The following is a 14,155-nucleotide window of genomic DNA, read 5'->3' on the forward strand; positions in this document are numbered from 1 at the left end:
TAAATGTCAAGCGACGATGATTAACCCGCCAAAAGCATCCAGGTAACAGGACCGACAATGCCGTCGGCTGTAATGTCGTTATCTCTCTGGAACGACTTAACGGCATTCATAGTGCCGCTGCCGAAGATGCCGTCAAAGCCGTTGGTGCTGTATCCGTTACAGATCAGGAAGCCCTGCAGTATCTTCGTAATGTTGCCTTGAGCGCCAACGAAAAGGCATACAGCCGCAGAACTGGTCATATTGCCATAGATACCATCAACCATAAGGCCGGCGCCGCACTGTCGGTTTAGCTCGGTTTGCAGAGCCTTGACAAGCGCTGCCTTTGTCCTGGGACCATAGATATCATCGACATCAAGATCGGCGCTGTAGTTGTTGTTGAGCCACGACTGAACAGACGCGACCGAAGATTCATCCTCGGAGTAGACCTCTTCGTTCTCAGAATACGGTTCATAGGAATAGTCGGAATACTTTGGACGGCAGCAGCACGAGATGTTCGACTTATCGCGTGTTTTGATCTGGAAGTCATCACACTCGTCGCCGCCGTTGTTAGCTCCGATACACTTGATCGTGTCATCATAGACAGCGACGCAGAGTTCAACATGATCGAGCGTCTTATATTCGAGAGAGGATGCCGGCCAGTACGAAGACCGTTCCTTGCTCCACGAGAAGATCACGAGATCGCCGGGCCGGACTTCGTCGGGACCATAGAGCTGATCAGCATCATAGAAATTTCTGCAAAGGGATCCACAATCCGCAACCTTGCCGCCGGGGATAAGATCAAGCGCGCCGGCATGATTGAAAAGATACATTTGACCGGCACAGCAACAGGCAACATCGTTGATGTCGTCGCTGAATGTGCCGTACCAGTTCATGATGTCACAACTGTCGGGGTGTTCGTCTACGTTCAGCAGAGCGTAAGCGGTATCGATGATCAGCTGAGCAGCTGTGCCTTCGTCAATCTGTTTGGGCGTGCCGTTGCCCCAGCCGTTATATCCGCCGTTCTTGATGATTGCAGGATAATCCTTGTAGACCTTATCTTTGTCAATAACTCCTACGCCGGGAATGGAGTTACTCTCAAGATAGTTCTTCTCACCGCCGTACTGCCAAAGTCCCAGTTTCCTTGTCCAGTCAGGCGCATAGTTCCATTGTGAGAGCCAAACGTCGCACTTAACAATGGTATCGGTGCTGATCCAGTCGCGCAGCTGATAATATCCAGTATAGATTACCGGGTAATAGCCGAGCCTCAACATCTCAGATACGAATACCGCCGTGATATTTTTGACGTTGGATTCATTCCAACCGCCGCCATCGGCAATGTGATATTCATACTCGAGGTCTAAAGCAATCGGAAGTGTAGGTCTATATCCTTTTGCTTTCTCAGCTTTCAGCAGTTTGTCGATCTTGTCACACTCGTCCTTGATTGCCGTCGTCGAACAGGCTTCGGTGAAGAGATAGACGCCCCAAGGCATACCGAGCTGTTCGGCTTTCTTTACGTTATCCGTAAATTCCGAATCAATGATTCTGCCATTTCCGCCCTGACCGCATTTGATCATCACAAAGTTATAGCCGGCAGACTTAACCTTTGACAGGTTTATGTCGCCCTGATAGTCAGATATGTCAACCCCTTTTGTGTTCACAATACTCGCCATAGGCATTCCCTCATTCCTCTTTGTAATGTTCCCCGTCGGTATCGACTTCTGAGTCTTTCTTGTGATATTTGCCGTCGGCAGTATCTTCGACCTTATTCTTTAACGTCTTGATGATGTTGACCAAAAAGCCCGGAAGGGGCACATCGAGCTCGCCGAGGTTTTCAAGAATGGAAATCAATTCATTAATGATCAGCCAGATGGTGATAATCATACCGAAGCAATAGTTGATCTGCATATCGATACCGATCTTCAACAGTGCGGAGCTGATCAGATAATCCGCTACCATTCCGACCGCGACCAAAGCGAGATACCCCGCCTTCTTGATGATCCCGACCACACCGACACGGCTGTTGAGTTTACCTGTGTAGGCGGCGCCCGCCATACCGGTGATGTAGTCAATCAACATGACGATGATCAGCACAACCAGCGGGATCATCAGCACGCCGAAATAAGCCGCCAGCGCGCCAAGCGCTCCGGCGACAATGATCTGAAAAAATTCTTTCATTGAAATCAATCCTTTCTGTTGAATGAAAATCACGCCGAGTAATTCGACGTGATTTGACTTATTATTATTCATACTCAACCTTGAAGAAGTCAAACGCCTTTTTGATCTTTTCGTTCTTCAACAGTTGCTTTCGCTGACCTTTGTTGAGCGTGTCGGATATCTCTTGTAGGATATCGTGAAAGTCGCCAACCCTTGTGTCAACGTTTTTCTGCAATTTCTCCTTACTAATCATCTGTTTCAACTCCCATCTGGTTCAGCATAGCGAGCGTATCGTCTACGGTGAGGTCGCCTGTAGGCTCAGGAATAGGGATATCCTTGTAGTTCTCCGCGCTGTCGCTCTTGCCGAGGTCGATTTCTTCCGCTCTCATGGTTTCGGTCGCAACATCGGTCAAAATCATTCCGTCATCAGGTAACAGCTTGATAAACTGTCCTTCGTCAATTATTCTCATAATATCCCTCCTATGCCAAAGTCCAGTTTTTGTTTGTGGCGATGGCTTTCTGCTCGGCAGTCAGCTTGTTGAGATTGGTCTTTCCGACGGTCAACTTAAACGTCGCTTGTCCTGTTCTATCCGCTAAGGATTCAAGCCATGATACGATGGTTTCAGTGGTGTATTGGGTACTCGCTGAGAGATTGAGACCATTACAGTTAAAACCGCTTTCAATGGTGACATCTGTTAACGAGGTGCAACCATAGAATGCATCGGCCCCTATGCTTGCGATGCTGTTAGGAAAATTAACTGCGGTTAACGAGGCGCAGTACTGAAACGCATAGGTACCTATGCTTGTGATGCTGTTAGGAAAATTAACTGCGGTTAACGAGGCGCAACTCTGAAACGCAGAGGTACCTATGCTTGCGATGCTGTTAGGAAAATTAACTGCGGTTAACGAGGCGCAACTCTGAAACGCAGAGGTACCTATGCTTGCGATTTTTAAGCAGTTGACAAACGATACTTTTTTTAAATATGGGAAGTATGAGTATCCTATTTGACTTGTCCATGTATATTCAGCGTTCGGCGCATACCCGATAATATAGCACTCGGTAGGGTTGCCGTTGCTGTCAGGTTTAGTAAAATAGATACCCCCGACAGGTACGTCTGTACCGTCTACGCTTGACGGGATCGTGTCGATAGCCAACGGCATTTGACTCGGGCTGATCGGTGCGGTCTCCCCGCGCTTTCTCTTTATTGATTCTTCAATAGCGTCTAAAATCGCTTTCGGAATGATTTCATATTCTGCCATGTTATCACCTCTCGTTCAGTTCAGCGTTGACAATGTTGTTGACAAACGCTTTTAAATCCACATTCACCGCCACTTCACTATACCCATCCGCATTATCATCCTCAGCGGCATATGTGCCATTAGCTGTGATTTGCTTTGTGATAAGGGTGGGCTGTGGAGCCGCACCAACTGTAACGCTTGACAAGCCGATATTCGGAGCGGTCGGAGTAACCACTTGCTGTTCAGCGGTCGGCGTGACCGATTTAGCTTCAAGCGGTGTCGCGTTGACGGTAACATTCGACAAGCCATCATAACCACTGTCGGGAGTTACGGATTGTTGTGACGTTGTAGGAGTTACCGTTTTGGATTGCAAGGTGGGTGTACTCTGAATACTCGCCACCGTATCAGCCAGATTGTCACTGTTCTCCGTCGCGGGCATTGTTGCGCCTTTTGCTTCGGCTTCATTGTAAGCTGCCGCTATATTATTTTTTATGCGTGTGATCTCACTTGCCACACTCATATACATTCACCTCCGTTAAATTGAAAAGCCCCCTGCACAAAGGCAGGGAGCCACCTCTCCATCTATGCCGATATGTCGAAAAAAATTGCATATTTGAGGTAATATTACTTATATTATTAAGAAAAAGTTTACACTTCCGACAACAGGGTTTCGATATTTCCGACCATAGAGTCTATATACGTTGTATCATAAAACGACTGACCGCCTTTGATGGTTCCCTTATGATTGACAGTATCACTGTAAAGCTGACCGGTTGACATGGCGGCAATCTGTTCGGCGGTCGGGTTGAGGGGAGCACGGGACATTTTTTCTGTTTTCAAGTCGGAAATATCAATTTCAGTCGCTATTTTCAGCCAATCGTAATTGATAATGCCGGTTGCCGGATCTAAATTTACACCGAAGAGCCCCCAAAATTCATCGTCATATTCCCAAAATGCCAGCTCTCCCGCTTCACCGTTCTGTCCTGCATAACTTTCGGGGATCGAATCACCCCAGTTTGCAGATTCGGGAACGGTATTTTCGTTAATCTTGAAAATACCACCCGGCTCAAACGCTGCCCAAGTGCTCTCCCATGTTACTGTACCGCTATTTGCAGTGCCTTTCCTTCTGTAGATCTTTCCGTTCATATCCAAACGGATCTGAGCAACAGAAACATCACCGACGTAGTTTTTACTACCGCAAAAGCGGAGCCATCCGCACGGGCTTCCGCTTCCTGAAACAAAGACACGATAGGCCACGTCGTTTGCGGTAGCGCTGTTAACATTCGGATAGGGATCCGAACCCGTAAGTTGAACATTTTGAACGGATTTGATCACTTCATTGGTAACAGCCTCGAGTCCGTTTTCGATCTTGTTGAGGTTTTCGGCACTGAGTGCCGGAGCTTGTCCGTTTCTCCATTCGGTTTTGATGTAACTATTCATTGATTTCTTCGTCATTCTCCTTTCCCATGATTTCAACGCCCTTCGCTTCGATCTCAACCGTCAGACCGTACATTCCCTTGATCTTTCTGGAGAGGACAATGCTCTCGACAAACGGGACCTCGGGATCATTGGTAGGAAGTCGGATCCGATCGCCGACCTGCACCCACCAGCGGTTGAAAATCGATGCTTTGAACGGACGGTACCGATATACACTACCGGTGATCTTTGCCGTATGATCAGTTGAATAAGCTTCTTCAAGATTTTCGATGATCGGCTGAACATACGACCAATCGGCTATACTGTTCAAAACGGGATTATCCGAATAGTAACGGCTGTATCCTTCGTAGGGATCAACGTGAAAGAATACACGCCTTCTACTTTTGTTGAACTTGAATTGTCCCCATCGGATCTCTTTTGTGATGAAATCATCGTAATCAAATCCGTTGATCGCATAAGACGAAATGACATAGACGGTATTCATGTTTTGATACGGAAAGATCACACGAGGGTGTGCACGAGCACTCGAGATTTCCGTCGGGGCATCTTCAATCAAAAATACGCCGTTGAGCTCGCATAACCAGCGATAAAACTCCAAGAACGTTGTATTGTCATCCGCAAGATCCTGCCAGTAAGTATCATTCAAAAACAGAACAGTGTTTCTGTTGATGAAACCGGAACGATCAAAAGAAAGCCTTGCTTTCGAGAAAAACCAATTAATAATAGTTGAAAAAGTATATTCCGGCGCGGTTTGTGGATCATATGTGTGCAAATAGTTATACACTCTGTTCTTACACAGAATCGTGGAAGGGTAATACATACGGTCAAAGGCGATAAGCTTCCTGATCCTGTAATTGCTTGTCTTTTTGCAGGAATAAATCGGACCGACAAACAAGACGTATTGATCGGTAAAGCAAACGTTCGGATACATATCTTCTCTTGGGTACAGAGATGCGGAAGGATACAGATCGCCGTAATATTTCGCCTGTGCTGTAACGACTATTTGCTTACCACTGAGATCCTCGGCGATATCGACCAGACTGAGCGTCAGCTGAGACGGAATACAACCGCCGATCTTGATCTCCTTATCATCACAAATAGACTGCTCGATCTCCAAGCTCTCCGATACGATGTTCGACGGATCCAACGGCACGGGATCGTTCCACACTCCGCCGCTCTTGCTCTGGATCCCGATCGTGATGATATTGTCATACCTGCTGACAAGTTGTTCATCAATTGCGTAAAGCTCTGATATCATGTTCTCACCTCATCAATACTCGATCAGCTCAAACGATATCGGGTTATATAGGATCGTGTCGGCGTTAAAGTCCATTACCGAAAACTCCACATCGGGGAGATAGAATGTTCCGGAATAGTAGCTGTTTGTTTCATCGTTCCAGTATTCCACGTAGACATTGCGCTGGTGCGAAGAGGCATATCCCATACGGTTCTGCAGATCGATCTTTTCATCCAGCGTCAGAATATGTGTTGTAAAGCGGATAGACGATCGGGTGTGCGGCATTGTGGCTCTGTGGAGAACACCTGACTGATCAACCTGTGCGTCTGACTCCTGACGCTGATCGGGAGTAGATGAATAATCAGTAAAGTAACTGCCGGGGATCACGTTTCCGTTGATCTTCAGGATCCATCCTTCATAGTTGTTTGCCAATACTCATCCCTCCCCTACCACGGCAAAGAGCCATGGCGAATTTTATATAAACGCACCTGTTCAACGAATTCCTCAAACAGGGTCTTTCCGTTCAACGTAGCGACAAACTGATAGGTGTTACCACCGTTCTTCGTATAGATCACAAACTGTTCATACAGACGCTTGAGGTAGTCAAGGATCGACTGCAGCAGCGTTGTGTCGTACTGATTGCCGGCGTTCATCATATTCTGCAGCTTGCTCAACGGCGAAACGACCTCGGGGTCACCGTTACCGGCGCCGGCGTTATCACCGACAAGCGCAAGGGTCGGGGCTGTCACGATACCGCCCTTTGCGAGCTTAGGGATCAAAGGCGGTTCCGCGGGCATTTTAAACTCCCAATCCTGACCAAACAGCTTTCCGATCGCGCCGGCTACACCTCCGATCGCGTCGACGATGCCGCGAACGACGTTGTAAATTCCGGTCCAGAGTAAATTGATTCCGTCGATGATCAGATTCACGACGCTCTTCAATATAGCCCACATTCCGTCCCAAATTCCTTTGAAGAAATTTTTGATTCCGGACCAGGCTTTTTCCCAATCGCCCGAGAATACTCCTGTGAGAAATTCTATCAGACCGCCGAGTGCGTCTAAAATCCCGCCGATCACGCCGCCGATTACACTGAAAACCGTGCTGAAGACGCGACCGATCGCCTGAAAAGTGGAGGATAAAATAGGACCGACATACTCGATGATCCAATTTACGATGGGAGAAAGATAATTTGTCCAAAATGTTGCGATGAACTCTCCGATTTTTCCGATGAAATTTACGATTTTTTGAAAAATCGGCGATAAACAGTTATTCCATGCATCGGTAAAAATACCCTTGATGAAATTCCAGATCGGCATGATCCATTCGTTCCACAGATTCATGAAGGTCGTTCCGACATTGTTCATCGCGTCGCAAATCTTACGAAAGATTCCTTCACCGTCGCCGTTCCACCAGCTCGACAGTGTTGAGCCGATATCGCCGAACACCTGGCCGAAGAAGTCCATCACATCAGCGCCGATCGTTTGGAGATTGTCCAGGAACAAACCGATCGTCTCGGAGTCCTTTTCCAGCCAATCAGCGAGTGATTCGCTGGCAACCGCAAATATGCCGGATACAACTGTACCGATACCGCCGTAGAAATCGGTGAAGCCGGACAGAAGATTGGCAATAGACTCTTCCATCCGCGGCCGCATGCGGTCGATGCTGTCACCGACAATATCGCCGATATTATCAAAGGCTCGACCGAGTCCATTGAACCCGCGGGTAAAGTTATTACCGATCGTATTGATATAATCGATGATCTTGTTTTTGTCGCGTTTCAGCCATTTGTCAACGCCGCCGGTAAACGTCTGGAAGGATTTGCCGGCGATCTGAATACAAGCGCCAACCGCTGATCCTATCGCGCCGAAGGCGGATTGTCCGACATTTTGCATCTGCTCGAATGCCGCCTTTGCGATAGGCTTCAAACTGTTGAAAATACTCTTACAGTTGTCGCCGATCGCAGACCAGTTCACCTTATTGATCCCTGCCTGCACCTTGTCGACGAAATTCTTGAATCCGGATTTTTCATAAAAATCCTTGAATGTATTCTTGAATTTATCCGAAATACTATCAGCGGCGGAGTTCGCCTGCGATGTCAGGGCGCTGATTCCGGACGAACCGGAGTCACCGGCGCTTGAGGCGGTATCGGAGCTGTCATCGTCCGATTCGCTCGAGGAATCCGAGATCACGTTGAGCTTATCGAATGAAGCAACGCCTCGTTTTACCTCCTCGTTGGTATTTTTGACCTCTTTGGTCAAATCCTCCTGGTTATCGGTTGCGGTAGTGATCGCGTCGGAGGTACTCTGTACCGCCGAAGTTGTATCATCGGCGGTTTTCCATCCGAACAGATCACCCAGGGATGAAAAAGCTGACTTAGCTGCTTCTGTAAGAGCAGCTAACCCGGCGGTGATCTTCTGGATCACGGTAACGGCAGCCGTCAAAATCGGCTTTCCGATCACGGCGATAAACTGTTTCCACGCTTCTTTCAGATTGCCGAGGACATTCTCGAGACCGTCTGATTCACGTGCTGCCTGTCCGAGAGCGCCGGACGCGGCGTTGGCGTCCTTGACCATCTGCAGCAGGGTCAGCTGCTTCTGAGCTTCGGACAGATCCTTGAAGGATTTACCGTACAGCTTGTTTGCCGCGGTATTTCGTGTGGTCTCGGTACATGAGAGACCCAAAGCGGCGTCGTTGGCATAATTACCCTTGAGGAAGGATTTCAGGCTTTCGGCGGTATCCTCGAGAGAGCGATCATAATATGCGGCGCTGTCGGCGGTGACCTGCAGCGCTTCCTGCATCATTTTCAGCGCATTAGAAGAATCCATCCCTGTCGTTTTTGCAAAGGCGTAGATCGAGGTACCGACGCCCTGCAGCCGACTCTTGATAATACCGCTTTCATTGGCGACCTTCTCCATTGCGGCGGTCGCGCTGTCTGACAGACTGCCGAAGGTCTGCTCAAACTGGGAATTTGCTGCCTGTACTTCGGCGGCAGATTTGACCGCGGCTTTCGTAAAGCTGACAACTGCCTTGACGGAAAATGCCGCCGCTACCGTCTTTCCGATCTTATTAAACGCGCCCGAGATCTTTGATCCGACTGCGTTTGCCTCGGAAGGGACCCTGCTGACTTCACGATTGAAGTTGCGCTTGTCCAATTCAAGACCGATTTTGATCTTGCCGATTTCGCTCAATCTGTCACCTCCTTACATAGAGGCGAAGAAGCTCTCCATCTGATCCAGGAAGGCTTTGTGGGCTTCTTCGTCTTTGTTTACATGCGAATGTTGAGCCCGCCAGTCATTTCGGATCTTATGCTGAGCGGGAGTATAATGCTCGAGGATCTTCGGATCGTTCTCTGAACGGATCTGAACCAGTTTCCCGAGCGGAGTTTCAGGATCCATACCTGACAATAAGGAATAAAACTCATCGCAGGTCATTTCCCGAAACTCATCGGAGTACATTCTGACCCCGTACTGCTTGAGCATAGAGGCTACAATGACGTCATAGTCCTCTATCAGGTCGTAGTAGGGGTCTGAGGTTCCCCCTCATCATCACCCGTAGCGGAAATGAGATTTGCCGCCTCGATGATGAAGGTGCCGAAATCCTCCAAATTCAGCTCCAGCTGTTTGACCTTCTCCTGCTCCTCTTTCGAAAACAGGACGTCAAACAGATGATAGATATCCTCTGTTGTGATATCTTCCTTCTTTTTCAGAGTGGGAGTAATCTCCAGAACGTCAGTCGCTTTGTTGTTGACCTCGATCTCAACGCCATGGATGCGGAGTCGGGGCTTTTCTTCAAAGTTCAGCTTGTCGGTAATATCAACGACTCTTGCCATTGTTCATTCTCCTTTGTGGTATAAAAATACGGAGCTGCCTGATGACAGCTCCGCTGATTGATTACGGCCCTTATGCCGCGGGGGTAAAGACGGGCTTGCCGTTGCTCTGAACCTCGAATTCGAGAGGTCCGACGTTGGTAGCCGCGGCGGCGCCCAAAGCGCTGACACTGACAACAGCACTCTTGAACAGTGCTGTAGCACCGCTGGGGAATGTCCACAGGAAGTTCTTTTCTGCACTGCGGCCATTTTCGAAAGCGATGTTTGCCACCGTATCGTTGCCGGCGTCGCCGACATTACGCTTACCCTTGACGCTGATTTTGACGGATTTCGAGGTCATCATGCGTTTGACCCATCCTTCTTCGCCGTAGGCGTGCCACTCTTCAACGCCGTTATCAAATGTGACGGAGTATTCCTCCATATCCGCGATCGGCGTAGCAGGCGTTTCGTTGCCCGACGCGCCGATAGCGAACTGGTTTTCATAGCACGGAAAAACACCGGTCGTAGGGGTGTTAGGCATTATTCTCATTCTCCTTTTCTACATAAAGTTCAAACTCAATGACGAATTCAAAAACGCCGTAGTCATCGGTACCGAAAAACACGGGTTCGGGAACCGTCAGATCGATAAATTTGATTCTGCGTGTCGCTTCACTGTCGATGTCCGGGTAATGAACCGGGCAGGCGGGGACTTCCTCGTCGGGATATTCTGCGTCCGGCCGCCTGTCGGTGATTCTCGACAGATCACTCGGTAAAGGTGTCCGCAGGAATTCAAAGATTTTTTCCGCGGCAAATTGCGACTGCTCCATATTGTGTGTATAGTGGATCAGCAGCGATATGCCGATGATTTCATAGCTTTCCAGACCGCCGTAAGCGCGGTATGGGCGGCCGCTGCGTTTGAGCGGATAAACGCCCATCGCCTTGTCGGGCTTGTTATCCAGCTTGCCGCAGTAGCCGCGGCGAAACAACTCGTGATAAACAGGAGCCCGTTTCAACCATGTCAAAACATCAAACACACTGATCATAAGTTGTTCTCCTTCTTGTATATTGCGGCAAAGGTCTCCGAGGCAAAATCCTCGTGCTGACCGCCGGGGAGCCACGGCTCATACCATTCGCCGCGAGCGTTGGCATGAAATTCACGGTTGAAGTTGTACTCCGGATGGTAGTACAGCCTTCTGCCATAGGGCGTATCGGTCACGAGATCGACCTGTCCGGATGAGGCTTTGCTGTCATCCACAAAGGTGCTCTCATTTTGAAGGTTACCGGTTTCAAACGGAAAAACCTCCGCGTTCTTGACCTCGCTCAACAGTGCCGCGGCAGTCTGCTTCAGCGCCTTTGTCGGGGACGAGGTGAGCTTGTCCAGGGCAGGCATGTCGATCTCAACCGTAGAACTGACATCAAATCCGGACATCAGATCAGCTCCAAACAGGTATAATTGACGGTTCCGTCGGGGTTACGAGCCTTGATGCCGCGCAACACATGACGCCTTGCGCCGAACACCTTGACCTCACCGCCGGAGATCACCGCCATATCGGGCGCGATATCGCCGTTGAAATACGCCTTTGCGCTGATTTCGACCAGCTTCTTCTGCTCGGTCATCACGGTCTTTGCGCCGTCCTGGTAATTGCACATCAGATCCGCCTCAAAGTCGGTGAAGGGCTCGCCCTTCTCGCTGAGACCTTCGCCGTGCAGTTTTACGTGGATCGGGATCCTGCACACGGAATCGGGTACTAATTTCACATACTTCATAATACTCTGCACGTCAGTCCTGTCTGCCGCAGCAAGCCGAATACTTCCTGCGGAATGATCACGCCGCCCACACGCAGCACCGCCGCATCGTCAAAGCTCATCGACACGCCGCTGATCGCGTATGACTTGAGCGTTGAACTGAGCAGCTCGGCATTATCGTCCTTGAAGGTCAGAAATCGAGCGCACACACGCAGCAGCGTGTCCTGTTGGAACCGCGTCAAAGCGGCATAATCCGTGATACGGTTGAAGGTCAGTGTGTTGATATCCTCGCACACGCTTTTCACGACAGGGAGGATGCCCTCGCTGTAGGTGATCTCTGTATCAGCGAGGACAGTGTCCAACAGCTCGTGATCATTCGCGATCAAAGCGGAATAGAGATCAGGCATGATCACTCACCCTTTCCGGGATCGTTCTCCTTGCCGCTGTCGCCCTTCTTGAGCTCCTTGATCTGCTTCTTCAGCTCCTTGTTCTCCGCGGCGAGCTTATCGCGCTCCGCCTTCAAGGTCTCGAACTCCTCCAAAGGCACCTTCTTGCCGATGGCGTGCTCCTTGAGATTACCCTTCTCATCGACAATATCAAAGCCGCGTGCCCTGTACGTCTCCTTCTCAACATCATTGGCGATGTTATACTCGCGGTTTTCCTTAACAGCTCTCAGCATGTTATCGCCTCCTTACGACGCCGCGTTGATGCGGCAGCCCTTTGCCAGCAGCTCATCGATACCGAAGGTACCGTTGAAGCGGCGGTTCTGGTACAGATAGCGGTCGGAGGTACGGCTATCGGAACCGGGCTCGAACATCTTGATGTAGGAATACTTCACGCGGGAGACCTGTGCCTCGGGATCAACCAGAATGTAGTTGATCTGCTTGCCGGAAGCAGCGACAGCATAACCATTGGTGAAATTGTAGGCGGTCATGAAGCGACCGGAGGGAACCTTCTTGATCTTGCCGATATCGTCCAGCGAATAGACGCGGCGATCGATACGGTTGCCGCTACCGCTGACATTCAGCTCTCTCTCGATGCCCTGGGCGTTTTTCAGCAGCTTGTGGGTGCCGTTGGTGAGATAGAGGATGCATCTCTCGAGCGGTACCCCTTCATCTGCCAACGCAACCATATCGTCGTCGAGCTTCCCGAGGATATTCGCGGTAGTGAGAGCGGTGTTATCAACGGTAACGCCGGCGCGGACGGCTTCGGTGTACAGTTTACTGAAAGTGTAGCAATCCAGCTCGGGAATCGCCTGAGTGTTCTCGAAACGCTTATGGATATTAGCGACCGATACGACCTGATTGGTCTCGTCGACATCCATCGGATCCACAGCGAACTCGATGTCACGGTCGTGATCGAGCGACACGAGCTGGAAATCGTTCTGGTAGATACCGGAGTTAAACTGCGCGGCACGGGTGTGATCCTTATAGCCCGACACCGAAAGGGTGGGGAGCTTCAGATTCTTGGTGTTGATAATCTGGATGTCCTCATTGGAATGGTACAGATCGTCGCTGAGCAGCGCCTGACCGTACAGTTCACGGAGGACATTACCGAATGTGGTTACATAATTCAAGGGCATATATCATTCTCCTTTTTATTTCTTTTTTACGCCGAAGATGCCGCGAAGCATATCTTGGTCGACATCATCGTCATCCTTACCGTTGCCGCCGATCCTATTAAAGCCTTTACCACCTGCACTCTGGGTACCCTTGAGCGCGGGAACGTCCTCGAGGACCTTCTTGACGGCTGCGGTGAGGGCGTCGTCTTTGACTTTGCCGTTTTCGTCGGTGACGTTGGTCAGATCAGCCATGCGGAGCAGATAATCCACAGAAGCCATCGGGACGCCCTGTTTGAGCGCCTCTTTCATCGCGGCGGTGTTGATACGTTCCTGCATCAAAGCGTTCTGCGTGGTGCTCAGATCGCTCTGCAGCTTTCCGACGTCGGGCGTGTTCTTCGCCTTCTGATCCTTGAACGCCGCGATCGCCTGCTTCATCTCGTCAGAGGATAACCCCTGGTTCTTGAAGTAGTTCTTGAGGATCGTTTCCTCATCGGCGCGTTGCTTGCCGCTGATGATCCCTGCGAGCTTGTCATAGTCAAACTCAGGGGTGGTCTGATTACCGCCCTGCTGATTCTGCTGGTTCTGCTGGTTGTTCTGCTGATTCTGGTTATTGTTTTCGCTCATAATAAGCTCCTTTCAGTTGTAAGAGTGTCTCTCTGTATCAGTTTTCGGGGTGTCCTCCCCTGTTGTATCAATCGTCATTGCGAGGCATTGATGCCGCGGCAATCTCAACCGCTATACAACTCAGTTTTTCACGGTGTCCTCCCGTAGTTTCAAGCCTTCGGGCATAAAAAGAGCGACTACTTTTCAGCAGTCGCTTTCTGTGCGTCGGCGTCGGGCTTCTCAGCCAGACCCAACGATATCAACTTTTCGCCGCGGTCGGGGCTGACGTCCAGCTCCTCACCCACCTTCTTCAGCTTCAAGCTGTCGGTCTTGTCGTAAAAAGCACGCTTGACTTTCAGCTTGACGTTCTTCTCTTTTACAGCTTTTTCCACAT

The 14,155-nt window shown here is 49.8% G+C and carries 21 protein-coding genes; all 21 read right to left on the reverse strand.

Translation table 11 applies throughout. The features are described from left to right. Positions 1–20: 20 nt before the first annotated feature. The 21 genes from JKK62_RS17835 to JKK62_RS13545 all read right to left on the reverse strand — a co-directional run bounded on the left by JKK62_RS17835 (position 21) and on the right by JKK62_RS13545 (position 14,153). The gene (locus JKK62_RS17835; protein WP_201428329.1) at positions 21–1,649 is read right to left on the reverse strand and encodes a peptidoglycan-binding protein; all 1,629 of its coding nucleotides are present in this window, start codon (positions 1,647–1,649) and stop codon (positions 21–23) included. Between the two features lie 10 nt (positions 1,650–1,659). Next, the gene (locus tag JKK62_RS13450; RefSeq protein WP_201428330.1) at positions 1,660–2,154 is read right to left on the reverse strand and encodes a phage holin family protein; all 495 of its coding nucleotides are present in this window, start codon (positions 2,152–2,154) and stop codon (positions 1,660–1,662) included. Positions 2,155–2,218: 64 nt separating this feature from the next. Next, complete coding sequence (locus tag JKK62_RS13455) at positions 2,219–2,386, reverse strand: hypothetical protein (RefSeq protein WP_201428331.1); 168 nt, start codon at positions 2,384–2,386, stop codon at positions 2,219–2,221. After that, complete coding sequence (locus JKK62_RS13460; protein ID WP_201428332.1) at positions 2,379–2,603, reverse strand: hypothetical protein; 225 nt, start codon at positions 2,601–2,603, stop codon at positions 2,379–2,381. Before JKK62_RS13460 ends, JKK62_RS13455 begins: the two co-directional genes overlap by 8 nt. Positions 2,604–2,613: 10 nt before the next feature. Beyond that, positions 2,614–3,393, reverse strand: a complete 780-nt coding sequence (locus tag JKK62_RS13465) for a leucine-rich repeat domain-containing protein (protein WP_201428333.1) — start codon at positions 3,391–3,393, stop codon at positions 2,614–2,616. 4 nt (positions 3,394–3,397) lie between these two features. After that, on the reverse strand, positions 3,398–3,892 hold the full coding sequence (locus tag JKK62_RS13470; RefSeq protein WP_201428334.1) for a hypothetical protein: 495 nt from the start codon (positions 3,890–3,892) through the stop codon (positions 3,398–3,400). A gap of 128 nt (positions 3,893–4,020) precedes the next feature. Next, a complete protein-coding gene (locus JKK62_RS13475; RefSeq protein ID WP_201428335.1) occupies positions 4,021–4,827 on the reverse strand; it encodes a hypothetical protein in 807 nt (268 codons plus the stop codon). Next, positions 4,805–6,067 carry a hypothetical protein gene (locus tag JKK62_RS13480; protein WP_201428336.1) on the reverse strand — a complete coding sequence of 421 codons (1,263 nt, stop codon included), beginning with the start codon at positions 6,065–6,067 and terminating at the stop codon, positions 4,805–4,807. Before JKK62_RS13480 ends, JKK62_RS13475 begins: the two co-directional genes overlap by 23 nt. A 12-nt stretch (positions 6,068–6,079) precedes the next feature. Further along, positions 6,080–6,478 carry a DUF6711 family protein gene (locus tag JKK62_RS13485; protein WP_201428337.1) on the reverse strand — a complete coding sequence of 133 codons (399 nt, stop codon included), beginning with the start codon at positions 6,476–6,478 and terminating at the stop codon, positions 6,080–6,082. 14 nt (positions 6,479–6,492) lie between these two features. Next, positions 6,493–9,234, reverse strand: coding sequence for a phage tail protein (locus tag JKK62_RS13490; RefSeq protein ID WP_201428338.1), 2,742 nt, complete (start codon positions 9,232–9,234; stop codon positions 6,493–6,495). A 12-nt stretch (positions 9,235–9,246) separates the two neighbouring features. Continuing rightward, the gene (locus JKK62_RS13495; RefSeq protein ID WP_201428408.1) at positions 9,247–9,525 is read right to left on the reverse strand and encodes a hypothetical protein; all 279 of its coding nucleotides are present in this window, start codon (positions 9,523–9,525) and stop codon (positions 9,247–9,249) included. 29 nt (positions 9,526–9,554) lie between these two features. Further along, complete coding sequence (locus JKK62_RS13500) at positions 9,555–9,875, reverse strand: hypothetical protein (protein ID WP_201428339.1); 321 nt, start codon at positions 9,873–9,875, stop codon at positions 9,555–9,557. A gap of 70 nt (positions 9,876–9,945) precedes the next feature. Further along, the gene (locus tag JKK62_RS13505) at positions 9,946–10,392 is read right to left on the reverse strand and encodes a phage tail tube protein (protein WP_201428340.1); all 447 of its coding nucleotides are present in this window, start codon (positions 10,390–10,392) and stop codon (positions 9,946–9,948) included. Continuing rightward, entirely contained in the window at positions 10,385–10,894 is a 510-nt protein-coding gene (locus JKK62_RS13510) for a hypothetical protein (RefSeq protein WP_201428341.1), read from the reverse strand. The genes JKK62_RS13505 and JKK62_RS13510 overlap by 8 nt, the downstream gene beginning before the upstream one ends. After that, entirely contained in the window at positions 10,891–11,280 is a 390-nt protein-coding gene (locus JKK62_RS13515; protein ID WP_201428342.1) for a hypothetical protein, read from the reverse strand. The genes JKK62_RS13510 and JKK62_RS13515 overlap by 4 nt, the downstream gene beginning before the upstream one ends. After that, complete coding sequence (locus JKK62_RS13520; protein ID WP_201428343.1) at positions 11,280–11,618, reverse strand: hypothetical protein; 339 nt, start codon at positions 11,616–11,618, stop codon at positions 11,280–11,282. Before JKK62_RS13520 ends, JKK62_RS13515 begins: the two co-directional genes overlap by 1 nt. Then, positions 11,615–12,004 carry a head-tail connector protein gene (locus tag JKK62_RS13525; protein ID WP_201428344.1) on the reverse strand — a complete coding sequence of 130 codons (390 nt, stop codon included), beginning with the start codon at positions 12,002–12,004 and terminating at the stop codon, positions 11,615–11,617. Before JKK62_RS13525 ends, JKK62_RS13520 begins: the two co-directional genes overlap by 4 nt. Positions 12,005–12,006: 2 nt before the next feature. Continuing rightward, complete coding sequence (locus JKK62_RS13530) at positions 12,007–12,276, reverse strand: hypothetical protein (protein ID WP_201428345.1); 270 nt, start codon at positions 12,274–12,276, stop codon at positions 12,007–12,009. 12 nt (positions 12,277–12,288) lie between these two features. Further along, positions 12,289–13,179, reverse strand: coding sequence for a capsid protein (locus JKK62_RS13535; protein WP_201428346.1), 891 nt, complete (start codon positions 13,177–13,179; stop codon positions 12,289–12,291). A 15-nt stretch (positions 13,180–13,194) separates the two neighbouring features. After that, positions 13,195–13,782 (reverse strand): hypothetical protein, encoded by a 588-nt coding sequence (locus JKK62_RS13540; protein ID WP_201428347.1) that lies wholly within the window; start codon positions 13,780–13,782, stop codon positions 13,195–13,197. 176 nt (positions 13,783–13,958) lie between these two features. Further along, complete coding sequence (locus JKK62_RS13545; RefSeq protein ID WP_201428348.1) at positions 13,959–14,153, reverse strand: hypothetical protein; 195 nt, start codon at positions 14,151–14,153, stop codon at positions 13,959–13,961. Positions 14,154–14,155: the final 2 nt, after the last annotated feature.

Source organism: Ruminococcus difficilis, assembly GCF_016680995.1.

Excerpts from the sequence above, each read along its gene's own strand:
- JKK62_RS13480 (WP_201428336.1), bottom strand. The coding sequence starts at position 6,067 with ATGATATCAGAGCTTTACGCAATTGATGAACAACTTGTCAGCAGGTAT.
- JKK62_RS13450 (WP_201428330.1), bottom strand. The coding sequence starts at position 2,154 with ATGAAAGAATTTTTTCAGATCATTGTCGCCGGAGCGCTTGGCGCGCTG.
- JKK62_RS13525 (WP_201428344.1), bottom strand. The coding sequence starts at position 12,004 with ATGCCTGATCTCTATTCCGCTTTGATCGCGAATGATCACGAGCTGTTG.
- JKK62_RS13460 (WP_201428332.1), bottom strand. The coding sequence starts at position 2,603 with ATGAGAATAATTGACGAAGGACAGTTTATCAAGCTGTTACCTGATGAC.
- JKK62_RS13530 (WP_201428345.1), bottom strand. The coding sequence starts at position 12,276 with ATGCTGAGAGCTGTTAAGGAAAACCGCGAGTATAACATCGCCAATGAT.
- JKK62_RS13470 (WP_201428334.1), bottom strand. The coding sequence starts at position 3,892 with ATGAGTGTGGCAAGTGAGATCACACGCATAAAAAATAATATAGCGGCA.
- JKK62_RS17835 (WP_201428329.1), bottom strand. The coding sequence starts at position 1,649 with ATGGCGAGTATTGTGAACACAAAAGGGGTTGACATATCTGACTATCAG.
- JKK62_RS13455 (WP_201428331.1), bottom strand. The coding sequence starts at position 2,386 with ATGATTAGTAAGGAGAAATTGCAGAAAAACGTTGACACAAGGGTTGGC.
- JKK62_RS13510 (WP_201428341.1), bottom strand. The coding sequence starts at position 10,894 with ATGATCAGTGTGTTTGATGTTTTGACATGGTTGAAACGGGCTCCTGTT.
- JKK62_RS13475 (WP_201428335.1), bottom strand. The coding sequence starts at position 4,827 with ATGACGAAGAAATCAATGAATAGTTACATCAAAACCGAATGGAGAAAC.
- JKK62_RS13500 (WP_201428339.1), bottom strand. The coding sequence starts at position 9,875 with ATGGCAAGAGTCGTTGATATTACCGACAAGCTGAACTTTGAAGAAAAG.
- JKK62_RS13515 (WP_201428342.1), bottom strand. The coding sequence starts at position 11,280 with ATGTCCGGATTTGATGTCAGTTCTACGGTTGAGATCGACATGCCTGCC.
- JKK62_RS13505 (WP_201428340.1), bottom strand. The coding sequence starts at position 10,392 with ATGCCTAACACCCCTACGACCGGTGTTTTTCCGTGCTATGAAAACCAG.
- JKK62_RS13520 (WP_201428343.1), bottom strand. The coding sequence starts at position 11,618 with ATGAAGTATGTGAAATTAGTACCCGATTCCGTGTGCAGGATCCCGATC.
- JKK62_RS13495 (WP_201428408.1), bottom strand. The coding sequence starts at position 9,525 with ATGCTCAAGCAGTACGGGGTCAGAATGTACTCCGATGAGTTTCGGGAA.
- JKK62_RS13535 (WP_201428346.1), bottom strand. The coding sequence starts at position 13,179 with ATGCCCTTGAATTATGTAACCACATTCGGTAATGTCCTCCGTGAACTG.
- JKK62_RS13540 (WP_201428347.1), bottom strand. The coding sequence starts at position 13,782 with ATGAGCGAAAACAATAACCAGAATCAGCAGAACAACCAGCAGAACCAG.
- JKK62_RS13465 (WP_201428333.1), bottom strand. The coding sequence starts at position 3,393 with ATGGCAGAATATGAAATCATTCCGAAAGCGATTTTAGACGCTATTGAA.